Raw genomic sequence first — 15,640 nt, 5'->3', positions numbered from 1 at the left:
CTTGCCTCGACTACCGACGATCCGGTGAGACGCCTCGCCGGGTTAGATTTCGTCGACCAACTGCGAGAAATCGTCGGTGTGGACGAGTTCCATCGTCTGGCCCCGCAGCCCGTGCCGGCGGAACGTCAGCGCCGACTTGAACCCGCCCTCGCGGTCGTCCGCCTCGAAGATGACGAGAAAGTCGTGGCCGCCGAGCGCGGCGTACGAATCGACGAGTTCGGCGTCGTGTTCCTCGAGTTCCGTCTTGATCTCGCCCCAGATTGACGCGAGATCCTGCGCGTTCTGGACGGTGCGGTCCTCGACGTCGATGAGGGAGACGTAGGTTGGCACACGTGCAGCGATGCCGGTCCCGCGGAAAACGATTGTCGTGGCACAGGACGGCAGGAACTCGAACTCGGATCCGAGTAAGTCAAAGCACGTGGCTTTTTGGCCGTGCCCCCGCTAGTTCAGGCCATGAGAAACGCGAAGATCGTCTGTACCCTCGGTCCGGCCTCGAGCGACCGCCGGACCATCCGCGAGCTGGCCGACGCCGGCATGTCCGTCGCCCGGCTGAACGCCAGCCACGGCAGCCCCGAAGACCGCGCCGAACTCGTCGACCGCGTCCGCGACGTCGACGAGGAACGCGACGAGCCGGTCGCCGTCATGCTCGACACGCAGGGCCCCGAGATCCGAACCGCACCCCTTCCGGAGGGCGAAACCGTCCCCCTCGAGACGGGCTCGGAGATCGAGTTCGTCGAAGGTGACGAGGCGTCGTCCGACCGCGTCGGCCTCTCCCTGCCGATCGACGAGGTCGAAGAGGGCGACCGCATCCTGCTCGACGACGGCCTCATCGAGACGACCGTCATCGGACGCGACGGCGACGCGATCCGAGCCCGCGTGGACACCGGCGGCGAACTGGCCGGCCGCAAGGGCGTCAACGTCCCCGGCGTCGACCTCGATCTGGACGTCGTCACCGAGAAGGACCGCCGCGACCTCGAACTGGCCGCCGAGAAGGAGGTCGACTTCGTCGCGGCGAGTTTCGTCCGGGACGCCGAGGACGTCTACGAGGTCAGCGAGGTCCTCGAGGAGTTCGACGCCGAGATTCCGATCATCTCGAAGATCGAGCGCGCCGGCGCGGTCGAGAACCTAGACGAGATCATGGAAGCCTCCTACGGGATCATGGTCGCCCGGGGCGACTTAGGCGTCGAGTGTCCCATGGAGGACGTCCCGATGATTCAAAAGCGGATCATCCGGCAGTGTCGCGAGGCCGGCCTCCCGGTCATCACGGCCACGGAGATGCTCGATTCGATGGTCCACGCCCGACGGCCCACCCGCGCGGAAGCCTCGGACGTGGCCAACGCCGTCCTCGACGGCACCGACGCCGTGATGCTCTCGGCCGAGACGGCCGTCGGCGATCACCCCGCCGAGGTCGTCGATGCAATGGACAGCATCATCCGCGAGGTCGAAGCCTCCGGCGAGTACGCCGAACTCTTAGAGCAGCGCGTGCCCGCCGCCGGCGAGGCCCGAACCGATGCGCTGGCCCGCTCCGCGCGCTTCCTCGCACGCGACATCGGCGCGGATGCGGTCGTGGCCGCGACCGAATCCGGCTACACGGCCCTGAAGACCGCGAAGTACCGTCCGGGCGTCCCGGTCGTCGCCTCGACGCCGAGCCACGAGGTCCGGCGCCGACTCGCGCTCTCGTGGGGCGTGACGCCGCTGTACGCCCGCGTCTCCGATCAGGGTGCCGGCGCCGTCGTCGAGAAAGCCGTGCAGGCGGCGCTCTCGGCCGGCGTCGCCGAGAGCGGCGACACCGTCGTCGTCCTCTGTGGCATGATGACCGAACTCGAGGGCGCGAACACGACGAACATGCTGAAGGTCCACGTCGCCGCGGAGGCGCTGACGACGGGCCGCGTCGTCGTCGAGGGCCGCGCCACGGGGCCGCTCGTCCACCTGACCGACGGCGACCTCTCGGACGTCCCCGACGGCGCGATCGTCGCCGTCCCGTCGGACTTCGACGAGGAGTTCGAGGGCGACCTCGAGAAGATCGCCGGCATCATCGACGCCCAGCGCGGGATGACCGGCTACCCGTCGCTCGTCGCTCGCGAGATGGATCTCCCGATGATCAGCGGCGCGGACGTCTCCGAGGAGGCCGAGGGCCAGACCGTGACGATCGACGCCGAACGCGGCGTCGTCTACGGCGGCGACATCGGCGATCGAGCCGCCCAAGAACGAGCCGATCCGCTCGAGTAGTCACGTCGACTCGCGGCGGCGAGGTGGGGACGCGGCCGCCACGCCACTTCCCGTGACCGCGGCTTTTTGACGGGGGCTCCCCTACCCAGGCGTATGGCTGACGATGACTCCGGCGATCGCGACGCGTCCGGAGGCGACGACGCCCAGTGGGACCGCTCGAGTGCGTGGGACGATACAGACACGTGGGGCACCGACAGTAGCGGCCGGTCCGACTCTGACTCCGGCGCCGACGGCGATACGGATGCGGATGCGAGTCTCGAGGACGAGGACGGAAGCGAACCGGGCCCCGAGTCGGAACCGGACGACCGAATCCCGATCGATCTCTCCCGCGACCGGGACGAAGCCGATGGCAGTACCGATACCGGTGCCGGAGCGGCCGCTAACGAGGACGAATCCTACGAACCGGAGCCCAACTCGACGCCGGTCGAACCCGGCGATCCGGAACTCGAGAACGTCGTGTTCGTCGTCATCGGCGCACTTGCGATGCTCCTCGTGATTGCCCGACTCGCCTCCCTGCCGCTGTAACGCGGTTCAACTGCAACTCTCGATTGAGAGTTCGGTCTTTCCGTTCGATCGCGACCGTCGGCTTAGGCCGCCGCCGTCAACTCCTCGAGTTCCTCGAGACCGTTCTCCGCTTCCGCCTTGGTCTGCTCGAGCGGGTCGACGATCTCGTCGGGGAGTTCCATCCGATCGGCGAGTTCGAGCAGCGTCTCGAGTTTCGTGATCTCGAGCCGTTCGATCGCCCGGCCCAGTTCGGCCTCGACGAGGTCTCCGACGACGGGGTCCTGCGTATCCTGTACCAGTTCCTCGCGCTCGGTTCGGAGCCCCTCCAACGCCGCGTTGTCGGCGACGCCGGGTTCGATCTCGATCTCTGTGGCGTCGAACAGCGGCTCGAGCCGGCCGAGCTGTTCGGTGGTCCGCTCGCTGTGGGCCATGTAGAACTCCTCTAAGTCTTCGTCGGTCGCAGCCTCAGCTAGACCGGACTGGAGTTCCTCGAGTTCTTGCTCGATGTGGTAGAGTTCCTGCAGCGTGCGGGCGAAGAGGTCGCGTTGGCGTTCCATCATCACACTCACGGCGTCACCGGTGACGCGCAAAGAGGTTCGGCCGTCAATTGAAACGCCTCCCCAGCTTCTCCGCCTCGGATAGCGGGCGGACGGCCCACCCAATTGGCGCAAAAATACGGGCGAAAAAGCGCCGCTCGCTAGCCTTGCTCGCTCGCAGGACGGTAACTTCCTATTCCAGTTTCGCGTCCGTGATCCGTAACCGCCCGCGCGTTCCGTCCCAGTCGCGCTCGTACTCGAGATCGATCCGCCGATCCATGTGCGGGCCGTCGACCACCAGTGTCTCAGAACCACCTTTTTCCACCTCGGGGTTCGCTCGTCTCGCGAGCGAACCACTCGGTGCAAAAATCTGGACCAAAAAACGCCGCTCGTTCACGCCGTTCACTCGCGGTTCAGTACGCTATGTTAGAGTAGCTTCGGTGATCCGTAGTCGCCCGCGGGTCCCGTCCCACTCGCGCTCGTACTCGAGGTCGATCCGCCGATCCATGTGCGGGCCGTCGACCACCAGTGTCTCGAACTCGCCGCCCTCGCCGAGGATATGGACGCCGTACTCCTCGTTGAGGGCCTCGAGGTCGGCGAGCGCGGCTTCGTCGAGGATTCGGCCAAGCCATGACTCGTCTAACCCGTGTGCTGCGACTTGGATGATCTTGATTTCGAACCCGGCCTCGAGCATCGCGTCGGCGAGTTCTCGCGGGTCCTCCTGCCACAGGGGGGCAAAGAGGTCACAGCCGAGGCGGTCGCACATCGCCTGGATTCGGTTCGTCTGGTACTCGCTTTCGACGGCACCGGCCGTGACGCCCGCGATGCCGCCCCTGCCCGCTGTCCGGAGGTCGTCGTCGACCTCCTCGAGTGCAGCCTCCAACGGCTCGAGTTCGTCGTCGCCCTGGGCGCTCGAGTCGGCGACCGTCTCGGCCTCGAGGTCGCCCGGATCGACGTCGACCAGCTCGATGCCGATGCTCTCGGCGGCCAGCGAGGCGAGATCCGTTGCGGGGACGTGATACATGTACGAGTCGTCCGAGGGGTGGACGGTGACGAGTCGTCGGACGTCGAGCCCTTCCTCGAGGGCGCGGTACACTGCCCACGAGGAGTCTTTCCCACCGGAGAAGAGGCCGACCCACGCGCCGTCTGCGTCGCTCATAGTCGATACTTGCGACAGGAGTGTAAATGAGTGACGAGTTCGCTGAGGCCGATCGGACGTCCGTGACCGACGCTACGTATCTGACGTATCTGCGTTGCCGTCCGTCTCCGAGTCTGTGTCGGCCCCGCTATCAGCATCCGTCTCGGTGTCCGAGTGCGGCTCGTGCTCGGTCTCGTGGTCGTCTTCGCCATCGGGGATCGCATCGGGTGCCGGCGTCGGTACCGGGGCTGGCGACGGCCCGCCGTCGGTGACTTCCGAGTCCGGTTCGGTCCCAGTCCCGGTTCCGCCGTTAGGAACCGCCGGCTCGCCGCCGTCTTCCGCCCCGCCGAAGTAGGAGGCGACGCGGGCGCCGACGAGGCTCACGACGATGGCAGTCACGACGTACAGCGCGAGTCGCTGGCCGGCCTCGAGCCTGAACTGCTCGATCGTGAGGACGCCGAGTTCGATCGCCGGAATGCCGACCGCTCCGATTACGCCCTGTTGCTGCAGGAAGTACGCGGCGAAGCCCCTGATTACGAGCCCGACGGCGACGACGATGAAGGGGAGGTTGAGGAAGGAGCTACGGATCGGCTCCTCGCCGATCACCTCGTCGAGCAGCCGGCCGGCGCTGGCGGTCAGCGCGGCGACCGCAAGCCACGGAATGCTGTCGTAAGCGAACCGCACCGCCGGAACGACCACCCCCTGCGTCTCGCCGAGACTCGAGACGCCGAGCGCGCCGACGAACAGTCCGACGAAGGTCAGGCCGGCGGCGACGACGTAGGTGACGACCGACACCTGACCGGAGTACAGCGACTCCCGGATCTGATGGGCGAGACCGGTCACGATCTCGTCGACGTTGAACCCCTTGTAGAGCAGGAACAGCCCGATCACGGTCGTAATCGCGGCCGCTCCCTCCGCGGCGCCGATCCGCATCGCGAGGAACGGGAAGACCAGCAGCGTCAGCCCAAGCGGGACGAGCACCGTCTGTCGGAGCTCCTCGTCCGCCAAAAACTGCTTCATGAGGTAGTAGGTCGACTCGATGTCCCGCGCCTGGCGGACGACGACGCGATCGACAGAATCGACCTGCACGCGGCTCTCGACGATCGGGACCAGCCGCTCGTCCTCCGCGCTGTCGAGGACGACGATCGCCGAATCGGGGTCGTACTCCGCGATGAGGCCGTCGAGTTGCCGAGCGACCGCCCGATCGGCCGAGACCATCGACTCGCGGTCCCCCGAGACGACCGCGACGACGGCTTCCTCGTCGTCGTCGCGGAGGTCCTGGGCGACCCGCAGCGTCTCGAGCAGCGTATTGACTCCCGAGTCTTCGGGATCCGCGAGCCCGATATCGGTTACGAGCGCGCGAACCGCCTCCCAGCCGACGATCGGCGACTGGAGTCCGGTCCGGCGACCGACGTCGTCGGTCCGGTCGAGGCAGACGACCAGCGTTGTCACGGTAGTCGTTCCTTCCCGTGTGACGATAAAACCACTCACTCGGACGACGGATTCGCCGCGCGTAATCGTGGACGGTAACGGCGATCGGACTCGAGAGAACGCGAGCAGACTCGGTCCGATCAGGTCCGCAGGCGGAACTCCCGCTCGTCCGCGAGGCCGGCGATTCCGGCCCCGAGGGCGTACGCACACTGCTGGGCGCCGGCGCCGACGCGAGCCATCAGCGGTCGCTCGGGTTCGAACTCCTCGACGGTCACGTCTTCGACCGCGAGCCGGTCGGCCAGTTCGTCCTCGATCTCCCGGCGGGTGCCGAGTTCGTCGACCAGCCCGAGTTCGTGGGCGGTGTCGCCGAGGTAGATCCGCGCTTCCGTGTCGCGGACGAACTCCTCCTCGAGGTCGCGCCCGTCGCTGACCCGCTCGACGAACGTCTCGTAGTAGTCGTCGATGATCCCCTGCAGGTACTCGCGCTCGTCGTCCTCGAGTTCCTTCAGCGGGGTGCCGGCGTCCTTGTACTCGCCGGCGGCGAACCGCTCGTAGGAGAGCCCGACCTTCTCGGCGAGGTCGCTGGCGTTGACCCGCGAGCCGATGACGCCGATCGAGCCGACGATCGACCCCTCGCGGGCCCACAGTTCGTCGCAGCCGCTGGCGATCCAGTAGCCGCCGCTGGCGCAGGTGTCGGTCGCGTAGGCGATCGTCGGGCCGTCGAACCGCTCCGCGGCGAGGCGGATGTCGTCGCTCGGGACGACCTCGCCGCCGGGCGTGTTCAACTTGAGGAGGAGCGCGCCGACGCTGCCGTCGTCGTCCGCGCGCTCTATCTGCTCGACGACCTCGTCGGCGGTGGTCCCCCGCGGACTCGGCGGGAACGAGCTGCCGCCGCCGTCGCGGGTGATCGGTCCTTCGACGGCGACCTCGGCAACGTTGTAGCCGGGAAACAGCGACGACGCGATGTTCCCGCCGACTCTGACGCCGACGCCGACGACGGCGAGCGCGACGAGCACGCCGAACAGATCCGTTAGCGACGTCGGATAGACGACGAACAGTGCGACGCCGATCGCGGCGAACGCCGCGACGGCGAGCAGTACGATCGCGAGTCGTCCGAGTCCCTCCGTACTAACCATCGCTCTCGCGAACACCTCGGTGCATGCCCGATGCTGTGGGTGCCGACCTGTTAACCGTTACCGTCACGGACAACAAGGCCGCTCGAGGAACTGTTCCCGTCGTCAGGTTGAGTTCTGTGACTGACGCTCTCGAGAACACGATTGCGCCGGCTAGAAATCGGTTCCGCTACGCGTCGCCCGCTTCCGTCCCGTGTCCGGTTCGCGTGGTGCATCGACGGCGCGTCAGTCCACACTCGAGCGTAATGACTCGAGATCGGACGAACGACGCGCTCCCGCCGAAAATCGGAGCAACGCAGCCGCGACCGTGGGACGAATCGAACTGACGGACCTCTAGAGCAGGCCGGTCTTCTGGAGCTTCATCAGGTCCTCGGTGTCGAGGGTCTCGCCTTCCTTGAACTTCTGATAGATCTCCTCGGCCTCTTCCTTGGCCTCTTCCTGCTTCTTGTCGCGCTCGGACTTGCGCTCTTCTTCTTCCTTCTTGTCCAGTTCGCGCAGGCGCTTCTGGACGCGGACGAAGTCCTCGTGGTGCTGGTCGGCGGCCTCCTGGGCCTCGACGAACTTCTCGTGCATTTCGTCGGCCTCGTCACGGATCTCGTCGGCTTCGCGGTAGGCCTCGATCATCTGGTTGTGATGTTCCTGGGCCTTGTCCGCGAGCTCCGTGACCTTCTGGTGGTGCTGGGAGGCTTCCGAGCGCACCTCTTCAGCTTCCTCGACGAGCTCCTCTAAGTCCTCGTTCTGGTCGAGTTTCTGCTTGCGCTCTTCGTACTCCTCGCGCTTGGACTCGATCTTCTCGATGAGTTCCTGCTCTTCCTCGCTCGAGAGGACCTCGGTCTGTTGCTTGAACTCGAGTTGCTCGATCTCTTCCTCGAGCTCCTCGAGGTCCTTGCCCTCGTCGAGCTCCATGTCCGACTTGAGCTCCTCGACGCGGTCGAAGAGCTCGTTGGCTTCGGCGTTGAGCTCGTTGCGCTTTTCCTTGTGTTCCTGGACCTGTTCGTTGAGCTCGTCGCGCTTCTCGCGGTGCTCCTGGGCCTCGTCGACCTTCTCGCGCGTCTTCGCGTTCAGGTCGTCGCGCTTGGATGCGCGCTCGGAGGCCATCTGGTTGAGCTCGTTGCGCCGGTCTCGCAGCTGACCGGCCATCTTGATGAGCTCGCCTTTCGATTTGTTTTCGAGGTCGTCCTCTGTCAGTTCGATGTTTTTCGATTCGTCTACCATATGTTAGTCAAACCTCTGTGCCATACCCGCACCGGAGCGACGGCCGATCGCGACGGCGCCGTCGCTCGAATAGTGAGCGTCGGCGTCGTCGCGGCCGCCCGTACAAAGCGACCGCTCACGATCTGCGAAACCTCGGTGAATAAGATTTCCTGTCATCGATCGTCGAGCGATACGCGCCCCGGTGGCGTTCTGGTACCCGTAGCTACTGGCGCCTGTAATTTAAATGTACCGGTCCACAAACCCGTGAAAACCGTTAGCAGGGGGCTGTCCGGGGCTGTTATCCGGTCTCACGGTGGGGGAGCTGCATATAAACAACGAGCCGTCGTCACGGGACGGCTCGGCGAACGCGTCGCTGTCGTGTGAGCTGGCGCTGGCGCTGTTCCAATGTAGAGTACCGGAAAGTCCCTACCCGTCGAGAACCGTCAGAAGAGGTTCTCGAGGCGCTCGTCGGTGAGCTCTTCGGCGGGATCGGTGTCCCGTTCCTCGGCTTCCTTCGCCTCGCGAGCCCGTTCCATGAACCGCTCGAGTCGCTCGGATCGTTCGGCTCCGCCGAGCAGGACGAGTGCACCGAGGCGATCGCTCTCGAGCGGGAAGTCCCCGCCCCGGACCTGCATGCTGCCGGTTTCGTCCTCGAGCCAACTCCGGGCCTTCTCGACGCCCTTGCGCGGGATCGCCTCGGGTTTGCCGGCGATGACCAGCAACGCGGAGTCGGCCGTCGTCGCGTTCGGCAGGCTCGTCCCGGTCAGCAGCGCCTGTCTCGCGACGGTCATGACGGTGCGGATATTGTCGGCGCTGTCCTCGCTTGCAACCTCGCTGGCGTAACCCAGTGTGGCGATGCCGCCCGCGCGGAGCGTGTTGATGACCTCGCTCGAGTCGACGACGCTCTCCCCGACGCCCTCGACGGCCTCGCCGGAGGCAAAGAGCAGGCCGACCCGCTGGGCGATCTTGTCGTTGATCCGGTCGAACGCGCCTTCGACGCTCTCGCCCTGCTCGTGCCAGGAGTCGTTGTCGATCAGCAGGGTTGCGTCGGCTTCCCGCGCGATCGTCTTCAGCGAGCGACCGGCGTTGGCCTGGTAGAGCGAGCCTTCGTTCTGGCCGGGCAGAATTCCGAGCGCGTAGACGGGGATGTCGTAGATCTGCTGGAGGTTGTGAACCAGCACGGGCGCACCGCCGCTGCCCGTGCCGCCGCCGAGGCCGGCGACGACGAAGATGGCGTCGGCTCGCGAAGTGACGCGGCCGTCAAGCCCGTTCAGCACCTGCTGGATGTCCGACTGCATGATCTCGGTGCCGAGTTCGTTGTCGCCGCCGACGCCGTGGCCGTTGACGCGGTCGGCACCGATCAGTTGCGTGTCGACGAACTCGAGGGACTGGAGGTCGGGTTTCGCGGAGTTGACGGCCAGTGCACCTTGAACGGCCTCGAAACCCATGTCCGCGTCGAACCGGGCGAGCCGTTCGGTGACCTTCCCACCGGCCTGACCGACTCCGATCAGGGCTACCTTCATAGCACCCGTATCGAAGGGATCCCTGTTGAACGTTCCGATGAATTAACCGCTTCGTTATTACCGAACCGCGTTTCGTTTCACCGCCTCGTCGCCTAGCTGTCTCGATGCTTCGTCGTCCCGTCGGCCGTGACAGTCCCGACCCGGTGCGGACTCTGTTAACCGCGACGGAAAGTTCTAACTCTATCTATTGTGAACATGTCCCTATGACGCTTCAAGTCGGCGTTCTCGGCTACCGGTTCATGGGCAAGGCACACGCAAACGCGATGGCGCGGCTGCCGATGTTCTTCCCGGACGCGCCCGACATCGAACGCAGCGTGCTCGTCGGCCGCGACGAGGCGGCGCTGACCGACGCGGCGGACCGACTCGGCTTCGACTCGACCGCGACCGACTGGGAGGACGTGGTCGACGAGGTCGACGTCTTCTACAATCTCGGCCCGAACTTCGTCCACCCCGAGCCCTCGATCGCCGCCCTCGAGGCCGGCACGCCGGTCTTCTGCGAGAAGCCCCTCGCGCCGACGCTCGAGGAGGCCGAGGAGATGGCCGAGGCTGCCCGCGACGCCGGCGACGACGTGCCCGCGGGCTGTGCCTTTAACTACCGGTTCGTCCCCGCGATCCAGTACGCGAAGGGCCTGCTCGAGGACGGCGAACTGGGCGAGATCCGCCACGTCCGCGGCCGCTATCTGCAGGACTGGCTGGTCGACCCCGAGGCGCCGTGGTCGTGGCGCAACGACGAGGAGATGGCCGGTTCCGGCGCGCTGGGCGACCTGGGCGCGCACACGGTCGACCTGATTCGGTTCCTCGTCGGGGACGACGACCTCGCGGGCGACATCGACCGACTCAGCGGCCACTTACGGACGTTCGTCGACGAGCGGCCCGTCGAAGGCGGCGACGAGACCCGACCGGTCACCGTCGACGACGCCTATTCCGCGCAACTCGAGTTCGAAAACGGCGCGATGGGGACCCTGGAGGCCACCCGCAACGCCACGGGGCACAAGAACGACCACACGATCGAGATCCACGGCTCGAAGGGCAGCCTGAAGTTCTCCCTCGAGCGGCTGAACGAACTCGAACTGCTTCGGGAGGACGATCGCGGCTACGAGACCGTTCTCGTGACCGACGAGGACGACCCCTACGTCGACCACTGGTGGCCGCCGGGCCACGTCATCGGCTGGGAGCACACCTTCGTCCACGAGAACTACGAGTTCCTCTCGGCCGTGGACGAGGGCGGCGAGTTCCACCCGAGCTTCGAGGACGGGCTGGCGGCCCAGCGCGTGCTCGCGGCAATCGAGGACAGCGACGAGCGCGGCGAGTGGGTCTCCCTCGAGTGAGGTAGCCGACGGCGTCGCTCTGCCCGCCGACCGATTCTTCTGCGGATCGTTCAATTGCGATTCGACGGCGTGACCCTCGCCGTTCGTGAGGACGCCCGCCTCGAGCGGGCCGTTAGAACGGCGACGTCCGTTGCTGTTCGTCGGCGTCCTCGTTCCCGCTCGCTTCGGGATCCGGAACCTCGCCCGTTTCGCGGAACTCCGCCTCGAGGGCCTCGAGCGACTCGTTGAGCGGGTCGGCCTGGTGGTGCGAGGGGTGGACGCGCACGCGCACGAGGTCGTACTCGTGGCGGTCGCCGAGGCCGTTCCACGCGCGGAACGAGCCAGTAACCAGCGCCTCGGCTTGCGGGCAGAACTCCGTCGTCGGCGTGAACTCGGCCCGGAGCACGGTCGGGTCGTCGGCGTCGACCGCGTACCGGAAGCCCGCCTCGGGGTGGCGCACGTCGAGGTTGAGCTTCGCGAGGTTGTAGCCGAAGGTGGCGTCGTAGACGCCGCGCTCCTCGAACAACTCGCGGGTCAGTTCGTGGAACGCGACGTGTTCGTCGTCGGTGAGCACGTCGTGGGCCTCGAGGAACGACCCCGGATCGGGGAGGTGTTCGGGGACGAACTCGGACAGGTCGTCGAAGCCCTCGTCTGCCGGCTGGGCGCTCGAGAACGGGTTCATAAACGAGAGTAACGCCCGCTCCGCCCAGTAGCTCTTCCCGAACATGTATGGCGGAGAGCAACGCGAACGCGATGGAGTCGATCGCCGTCGACGCGAGCGACGGGTTCGAAATTCGCTTACCGGCTTCGGTTCCGATTCGGGCTCGCAACGCGCGTCTCGCGGGTCACAGCATCGACGTGGACGTGAACGCGCTCACCGTCAGTTTCGAACGGGACGATCCAGGACGCGCTGGTCCGATGGGGCTCCTCCGTGAGCCGCGCATCGCTATCGTAGCCGTCGCCCTCGAGCGCGTCGCGCGCGATCCGCTCGGCTTCGTCCGCGTCCTCGATCCGCAGCTCCTGATTCAGCCGGACGGTCACGACCGGCACGTCGGCCATCCGGACGATCCGCTCGGTGACGCTGCCCATCAGCACGCGGTCGAGGCCGGTCCGTCCCTGCGTGCCCATGACGATCGCGTCGATGTCGTGCTCGTCGACGTAGTCGAGGATCTCCTCGTGGGGGACGCCCTGTTCGACCGCCGTCACGACGTCGACGCCCGCCGCGTCGGCCTCGAGTTCGACGCGCTCGACGGCTCGGTGTGCGGCGGGCGTTGCCTCGTTGGCCTCGAACGTGCCGAGCGGCCCCTCCGGGACGACCGAGAGGGCGTGGACGGTCGCGCCGAAGCGGTCCGCGATCGCCAGTCCGTGTTCGATAGACCGTCGCGTGCCGTCGCTCCCGTCCGTCGGAATGAGGACGTTCCGGTACATAGTACGACGTTAGGAACGGCGACGTAAATAGGCTCGAGTCCGCTCCGAACGGTAGGGACGCCGTACTAGGGCGCGGTCACGGCGAAGTCCTCGGTCCCGACCGCGGTCCCGCAGAACGGACAGCCGCTTTCGACCGCGGCTTCGCGCCCCGGTTCCTCGAGTTCGATACGCTGCGCGCAGTCCGGGCACCTGAATCTGTAGGGGCTCATCACGATTCTATCTAGGGGAGCAACCCGCATAGGGTTCGTACCACGATATCAGGGACGTTTAAGTACACACGGAAGCGACGCCGGTTCGAGCCCGCTCGAGCGCGTCCGGACGGACTGCGTCCGGAGCCGGTCTGCCTCGAGCGCTGGACCGCGAACGCCGCCTCGAGCGCCGGTCCGTGACTGTACCTTTATGCGGACCGCGTGCGACGCGACGGGTATGGAAGTCGATCACACTGCAGTTCGCGTTTCGGATCTGGAAGCGACCAAGGCGTTCTACGAGGACGGGCTGGGACTGGACTTCCACCAGGAGTTCCGCACCGACGACGGGATTCACAACTACTACGTCACCGGCGACGAACTCGAGACGTCGATCCAGTTCGCACACGATCCCGACAGCGACGAGGCGATCGATCCGTCCGGCATTGTCCACCTCGCGATTCTCGTCGACGACCTTGAGGCGACGCTCGAGCGACTCACCGAGCGGACCGGCTGCGAGGTGCTCCGCGGACCGATGACGGTCGACGCGGTCGACGCCCGCGCGGCCTTCGTCGAGGATCCGGACGGCTACGAGGTCGAGATTTACGCGAAGCTGGACGAATAGTCGCGACTCGCGTTGTGGGTCGTCAGCGTCGGTATCAGGAAGAAAGCGAGCGGTCGACGGGGACGGTCACCCGATCACGATCGACCGTTCACGACGGCGTTACTCCTCGCTGCTGCGGACGAACGTCGCCGGACACGGCGACGAGAGCAGCACTTCCTGGGCCGTCGAGCCGAACACCGCCTTGCCGGTCGGCGAGCGGCGGCGACCGCCGACGATGACGCGGTCGGCGTCGACGTCGCCGGCGAGGTCGACGATCGTCGGCCCGTGGTCGCCGACGGCGCCGCGGACCTCGTACTGAACGTCGTACTCGTCGAGCGCCGACTGCAGTTCGCGGATCGTGGAGTGGCGCATCGCGACCTCGTCGGGTTCGATCTCGTCGACGCTACGATCGAACTCGAGGCGGTCGAGGACCTCGTCGTATTCGCCGTCGGTGAAGACGTGCGCCAGGACGACGGTCGCGTCGGCCGGCGCCGCTACTTCGACGACGGCTTCGGCGAGCTCGTCGATTCGTTCGGAATCTCCCGGTCCGACTGCCAGTAGTACAGTTTCCAGCGTCATATCGGCGACTATCTCACTCCACCGATGTAAATCCATCCGACGGTTCGAGCCGTGAGTGGCGGTATCGGGGGCCGTCTCGCTCCGTCGTGTCGCAGTTCAAACGTTTTTTCCGCCCCGTCGTCGAGACTGGGATATGGACGGACCCGATCTCTCGAGTCGAACGGTCCTCGTGACCGGCAGCGCGAAAGGCGTCGGCCGCGAACTCCTGCTCGCGACGGCCGACTGCGGCGCCGACGTCGTCGTGCACTACCACACGAGCGCGGACGCGGCGCGCGAGGTCGCCGAGGAGGCGCTCGAGCGCGGTGCCGGCGACGCGATGACGGTCCAGGGGGACGTTACCGACCCCGAGAGCGTCGACGGCCTGTTCGCGGCCGTCGAGGCCGAGTTCGGCGGCGTCGACGTACTCGTGAACAACGTCGGCGACTTCGCGCCCGCACACTGGGCCGACCTCGACTTTGCTACCTGGAATCGCGTACTCGAGACGAACCTCAACGGGACCTACCTCTGCTCGAAGCGTGCGCTGCCATCCATGCGTGAGCGCGACTACGGCCGGATCGTCAACATCGGCTACGCCTCGAGCGAGAAGGGGCTGGTGAGTCCGAAGAACTTCCCGTACTTCGTCGCGAAGGCGGGCGTACTGATGTTCACGCGGATGCTCGCGGCCGACACGCACGACGACGGGGTGACGGTCAACGCCATCTCGCCGTACGTGGTCGAAAACTCCGACGAGTTTCCCGACGACCTCCCGCGGGGTCGCCCCGCGGACTTCGAGGACCTGATTCAGCCGCTGTACTTCTTCCTCGATCCGGACAGCCAGTACATCAGCGGGGAAAACGTCGAGGTCGACGGCGGCTGGCTCCCCGAAACGGTCTGACCCGCGCCCCGACTCCAGTGGTGCGAGTGTCGCGCTTCGTCCGTTTCCTAGTAACTGTGTTCGATTATTACTTTAGCAACTCCCGGACCGAATAAAACATTAGTTTGGGCCGATTGTTGCTAAATTAGCAAATTATTTCGGGCTGTTACACAAAATAATAAAATGGGTGCGGCCCCACTGCGATAGTGGGAGAATGGAGCTAGATGCAACTAACAGAGCCGTCCTCTATCTACTTCAACGGGATGCGCGTCGCATTACGACGCAGGAGATGGCCGACGAGATCGGCGTTTCCGCAAGCACGGTCCGCAACCGGATCGAGGAACTCGAGGAGGCGGGCGTCATTCGAGGGTACCATCCCGATATCGACTACGATACGGCCGGGTTGCAACTGCACGTCCTGTTTACCTGTACCGCGCCGAACGCCCAACGCGAGGAACTCGCGGAACGGGCACGCGACGTCAGTGGCATCGTGACGATCCGAGAAGTACTAGACGGCACCGAAAATATCCAGATCGAGGCCGTCGGCACCGACACCGACGATATCGCGCGCATCTCCGACGAACTCACGGCGCTCGGGATCGACGTCGTGAACTCGAAGATTCTCAAGAGCACGCACATCCAACCGTTCGACCACTTCGGCCGGGAACTGGTCGAGGAGGGCGAGGATGAGTGACGTCCTCGAGTTCGCCGAGCTCGAGTTAGAGCAGAACGCCTGCCGGGCGCGGTACGACTTCGAGACGACGGCGCCGACCGTCGCCGTCGCCAGCCTCGTCCAGCTCGTCACCGGCTCGGAGCTGTCCGACCTCGAACCGCTGTACGAGGTCGTCGACCCGGACGCGCTGGACGCGTTGCTGCGGGGTGACCAGTCCTCGAGCCGGGACGGCGAGTGTACAGTCTCGTTCCCCTATCGGGAGTTAGACGTAACCGTCCGGAGTGACGGGGTCGTGACGGTTCGCCCGTAATCGAGTCTCGAGC

18 protein-coding genes and 1 pseudogene are annotated in these 15,640 nt (G+C 65.9%); 7 read left to right on the top strand and 12 right to left on the bottom strand.

Going from position 1 to position 15,640, the window contains the following annotated elements:
• Positions 1–42 precede the first annotated feature (42 nt).
• The gene (locus ATJ93_RS10960) at positions 43–330 is read right to left on the bottom strand and encodes a GYD domain-containing protein (protein ID WP_120244678.1); all 288 of its coding nucleotides are present in this window, start codon (positions 328–330) and stop codon (positions 43–45) included.
• A gap of 123 nt (positions 331–453) precedes the next feature.
• On the opposite strand from ATJ93_RS10960, the gene pyk reads away from it, so the two are divergent.
• On the top strand, positions 454–2,229 hold the full coding sequence (gene pyk / locus ATJ93_RS10955; RefSeq protein WP_120244677.1) for a pyruvate kinase: 1,776 nt from the start codon (positions 454–456) through the stop codon (positions 2,227–2,229).
• 93 nt (positions 2,230–2,322) lie between these two features.
• Entirely contained in the window at positions 2,323–2,754 is a 432-nt protein-coding gene (locus ATJ93_RS10950) for a DUF7312 domain-containing protein (RefSeq protein WP_120244676.1), read from the top strand.
• 62 nt (positions 2,755–2,816) lie between these two features.
• On the opposite strand, the gene ATJ93_RS10945 is transcribed toward ATJ93_RS10950, so the two are convergent.
• The 7 genes and pseudogenes from ATJ93_RS10945 to ATJ93_RS10915 form a co-directional block, all read right to left on the bottom strand.
• Positions 2,817–3,293 (bottom strand): YciE/YciF ferroxidase family protein, encoded by a 477-nt coding sequence (locus ATJ93_RS10945; RefSeq protein WP_120244675.1) that lies wholly within the window; start codon positions 3,291–3,293, stop codon positions 2,817–2,819.
• Positions 3,294–3,462: 169 nt separating this feature from the next.
• Positions 3,463–3,591 (bottom strand): annotated as a pseudogene (locus ATJ93_RS10940) (diphthine--ammonia ligase); the annotation flags it as partial.
• 99 nt (positions 3,592–3,690) lie between these two features.
• Positions 3,691–4,428: a diphthine--ammonia ligase gene (locus ATJ93_RS10935; RefSeq protein WP_120244674.1), complete on the bottom strand. Its 738-nt coding sequence runs from the start codon at positions 4,426–4,428 to the stop codon at positions 3,691–3,693.
• 72 nt (positions 4,429–4,500) lie between these two features.
• Positions 4,501–5,859: a DUF373 family protein gene (locus ATJ93_RS10930; protein ID WP_120244673.1), complete on the bottom strand. Its 1,359-nt coding sequence runs from the start codon at positions 5,857–5,859 to the stop codon at positions 4,501–4,503.
• A gap of 119 nt (positions 5,860–5,978) precedes the next feature.
• Positions 5,979–6,974: a signal peptide peptidase SppA gene (gene sppA / locus ATJ93_RS10925; RefSeq protein ID WP_120244672.1), complete on the bottom strand. Its 996-nt coding sequence runs from the start codon at positions 6,972–6,974 to the stop codon at positions 5,979–5,981.
• Positions 6,975–7,304: 330 nt separating this feature from the next.
• Entirely contained in the window at positions 7,305–8,186 is an 882-nt protein-coding gene (locus ATJ93_RS10920) for a coiled-coil protein (RefSeq protein WP_120244671.1), read from the bottom strand.
• A gap of 422 nt (positions 8,187–8,608) precedes the next feature.
• On the bottom strand, positions 8,609–9,688 hold the full coding sequence (locus ATJ93_RS10915; RefSeq protein ID WP_120244670.1) for a tubulin/FtsZ family protein: 1,080 nt from the start codon (positions 9,686–9,688) through the stop codon (positions 8,609–8,611).
• 203 nt (positions 9,689–9,891) lie between these two features.
• On the opposite strand from ATJ93_RS10915, the gene ATJ93_RS10910 reads away from it, so the two are divergent.
• On the top strand, positions 9,892–11,016 hold the full coding sequence (locus ATJ93_RS10910) for a Gfo/Idh/MocA family protein (RefSeq protein ID WP_120244669.1): 1,125 nt from the start codon (positions 9,892–9,894) through the stop codon (positions 11,014–11,016).
• Positions 11,017–11,128: 112 nt separating this feature from the next.
• On the opposite strand, the gene ATJ93_RS10905 is transcribed toward ATJ93_RS10910, so the two are convergent.
• The 3 genes from ATJ93_RS10905 to ATJ93_RS10895 all read right to left on the bottom strand — a co-directional run bounded on the left by ATJ93_RS10905 (position 11,129) and on the right by ATJ93_RS10895 (position 12,632).
• Entirely contained in the window at positions 11,129–11,722 is a 594-nt protein-coding gene (locus ATJ93_RS10905; RefSeq protein WP_120244668.1) for a hypothetical protein, read from the bottom strand.
• A 71-nt stretch (positions 11,723–11,793) separates the two neighbouring features.
• Positions 11,794–12,423: a universal stress protein gene (locus ATJ93_RS10900; RefSeq protein WP_120244667.1), complete on the bottom strand. Its 630-nt coding sequence runs from the start codon at positions 12,421–12,423 to the stop codon at positions 11,794–11,796.
• Between the two features lie 65 nt (positions 12,424–12,488).
• Positions 12,489–12,632 (bottom strand): DUF7560 family zinc ribbon protein, encoded by a 144-nt coding sequence (locus ATJ93_RS10895; protein WP_120244666.1) that lies wholly within the window; start codon positions 12,630–12,632, stop codon positions 12,489–12,491.
• A gap of 217 nt (positions 12,633–12,849) precedes the next feature.
• Between ATJ93_RS10895 and ATJ93_RS10890 the strand changes: the two genes are divergently transcribed.
• Entirely contained in the window at positions 12,850–13,233 is a 384-nt protein-coding gene (locus ATJ93_RS10890; RefSeq protein WP_120245251.1) for a VOC family protein, read from the top strand.
• Between the two features lie 99 nt (positions 13,234–13,332).
• Here ATJ93_RS10890 and ATJ93_RS10885 read toward each other — a convergent pair whose 3' ends face one another.
• A complete protein-coding gene (locus ATJ93_RS10885; RefSeq protein ID WP_120244665.1) occupies positions 13,333–13,791 on the bottom strand; it encodes a universal stress protein in 459 nt (152 codons plus the stop codon).
• Positions 13,792–13,924: 133 nt separating this feature from the next.
• Here ATJ93_RS10885 and ATJ93_RS10880 point away from each other — a divergent pair, with 133 nt between their 5' ends.
• From ATJ93_RS10880 to ATJ93_RS10870, 3 genes are all read left to right on the top strand, one after another.
• Positions 13,925–14,665 (top strand): SDR family NAD(P)-dependent oxidoreductase, encoded by a 741-nt coding sequence (locus ATJ93_RS10880; RefSeq protein WP_120244664.1) that lies wholly within the window; start codon positions 13,925–13,927, stop codon positions 14,663–14,665.
• A 193-nt stretch (positions 14,666–14,858) separates the two neighbouring features.
• The gene (locus ATJ93_RS10875; protein ID WP_120244663.1) at positions 14,859–15,338 is read left to right on the top strand and encodes an Lrp/AsnC family transcriptional regulator; all 480 of its coding nucleotides are present in this window, start codon (positions 14,859–14,861) and stop codon (positions 15,336–15,338) included.
• Positions 15,331–15,627, top strand: a complete 297-nt coding sequence (locus ATJ93_RS10870) for a HalOD1 output domain-containing protein (RefSeq protein ID WP_120244662.1) — start codon at positions 15,331–15,333, stop codon at positions 15,625–15,627. Before ATJ93_RS10875 ends, ATJ93_RS10870 begins: the two co-directional genes overlap by 8 nt.
• The last annotated feature ends 13 nt before the right edge of the window (positions 15,628–15,640 follow it).

This window comes from Halopiger aswanensis, assembly GCF_003610195.1.
GTDB classification, from domain to species: Archaea; Halobacteriota; Halobacteria; order Halobacteriales; family Natrialbaceae; genus Halopiger; species Halopiger aswanensis.
This window is presented reverse-complemented; position numbering and strand designations above follow the sequence as displayed.

Excerpts from the sequence above, each read along its gene's own strand:
- pyk (WP_120244677.1), top strand. The coding sequence starts at position 454 with ATGAGAAACGCGAAGATCGTCTGTACCCTCGGTCCGGCCTCGAGCGAC.
- ATJ93_RS10950 (WP_120244676.1), top strand. The coding sequence starts at position 2,323 with ATGGCTGACGATGACTCCGGCGATCGCGACGCGTCCGGAGGCGACGAC.
- ATJ93_RS10945 (WP_120244675.1), bottom strand. The coding sequence starts at position 3,293 with ATGATGGAACGCCAACGCGACCTCTTCGCCCGCACGCTGCAGGAACTC.
- ATJ93_RS10935 (WP_120244674.1), bottom strand. The coding sequence starts at position 4,428 with ATGAGCGACGCAGACGGCGCGTGGGTCGGCCTCTTCTCCGGTGGGAAA.
- sppA (WP_120244672.1), bottom strand. The coding sequence starts at position 6,974 with ATGGTTAGTACGGAGGGACTCGGACGACTCGCGATCGTACTGCTCGCC.
- ATJ93_RS10920 (WP_120244671.1), bottom strand. The coding sequence starts at position 8,186 with ATGGTAGACGAATCGAAAAACATCGAACTGACAGAGGACGACCTCGAA.
- ATJ93_RS10915 (WP_120244670.1), bottom strand. The coding sequence starts at position 9,688 with ATGAAGGTAGCCCTGATCGGAGTCGGTCAGGCCGGTGGGAAGGTCACC.
- ATJ93_RS10910 (WP_120244669.1), top strand. The coding sequence starts at position 9,892 with ATGACGCTTCAAGTCGGCGTTCTCGGCTACCGGTTCATGGGCAAGGCA.
- ATJ93_RS10905 (WP_120244668.1), bottom strand. The coding sequence starts at position 11,722 with ATGTTCGGGAAGAGCTACTGGGCGGAGCGGGCGTTACTCTCGTTTATG.
- ATJ93_RS10900 (WP_120244667.1), bottom strand. The coding sequence starts at position 12,423 with ATGTACCGGAACGTCCTCATTCCGACGGACGGGAGCGACGGCACGCGA.
- ATJ93_RS10895 (WP_120244666.1), bottom strand. The coding sequence starts at position 12,632 with ATGAGCCCCTACAGATTCAGGTGCCCGGACTGCGCGCAGCGTATCGAA.
- ATJ93_RS10890 (WP_120245251.1), top strand. The coding sequence starts at position 12,850 with ATGGAAGTCGATCACACTGCAGTTCGCGTTTCGGATCTGGAAGCGACC.
- ATJ93_RS10885 (WP_120244665.1), bottom strand. The coding sequence starts at position 13,791 with ATGACGCTGGAAACTGTACTACTGGCAGTCGGACCGGGAGATTCCGAA.
- ATJ93_RS10880 (WP_120244664.1), top strand. The coding sequence starts at position 13,925 with ATGGACGGACCCGATCTCTCGAGTCGAACGGTCCTCGTGACCGGCAGC.
- ATJ93_RS10875 (WP_120244663.1), top strand. The coding sequence starts at position 14,859 with ATGGAGCTAGATGCAACTAACAGAGCCGTCCTCTATCTACTTCAACGG.
- ATJ93_RS10870 (WP_120244662.1), top strand. The coding sequence starts at position 15,331 with ATGAGTGACGTCCTCGAGTTCGCCGAGCTCGAGTTAGAGCAGAACGCC.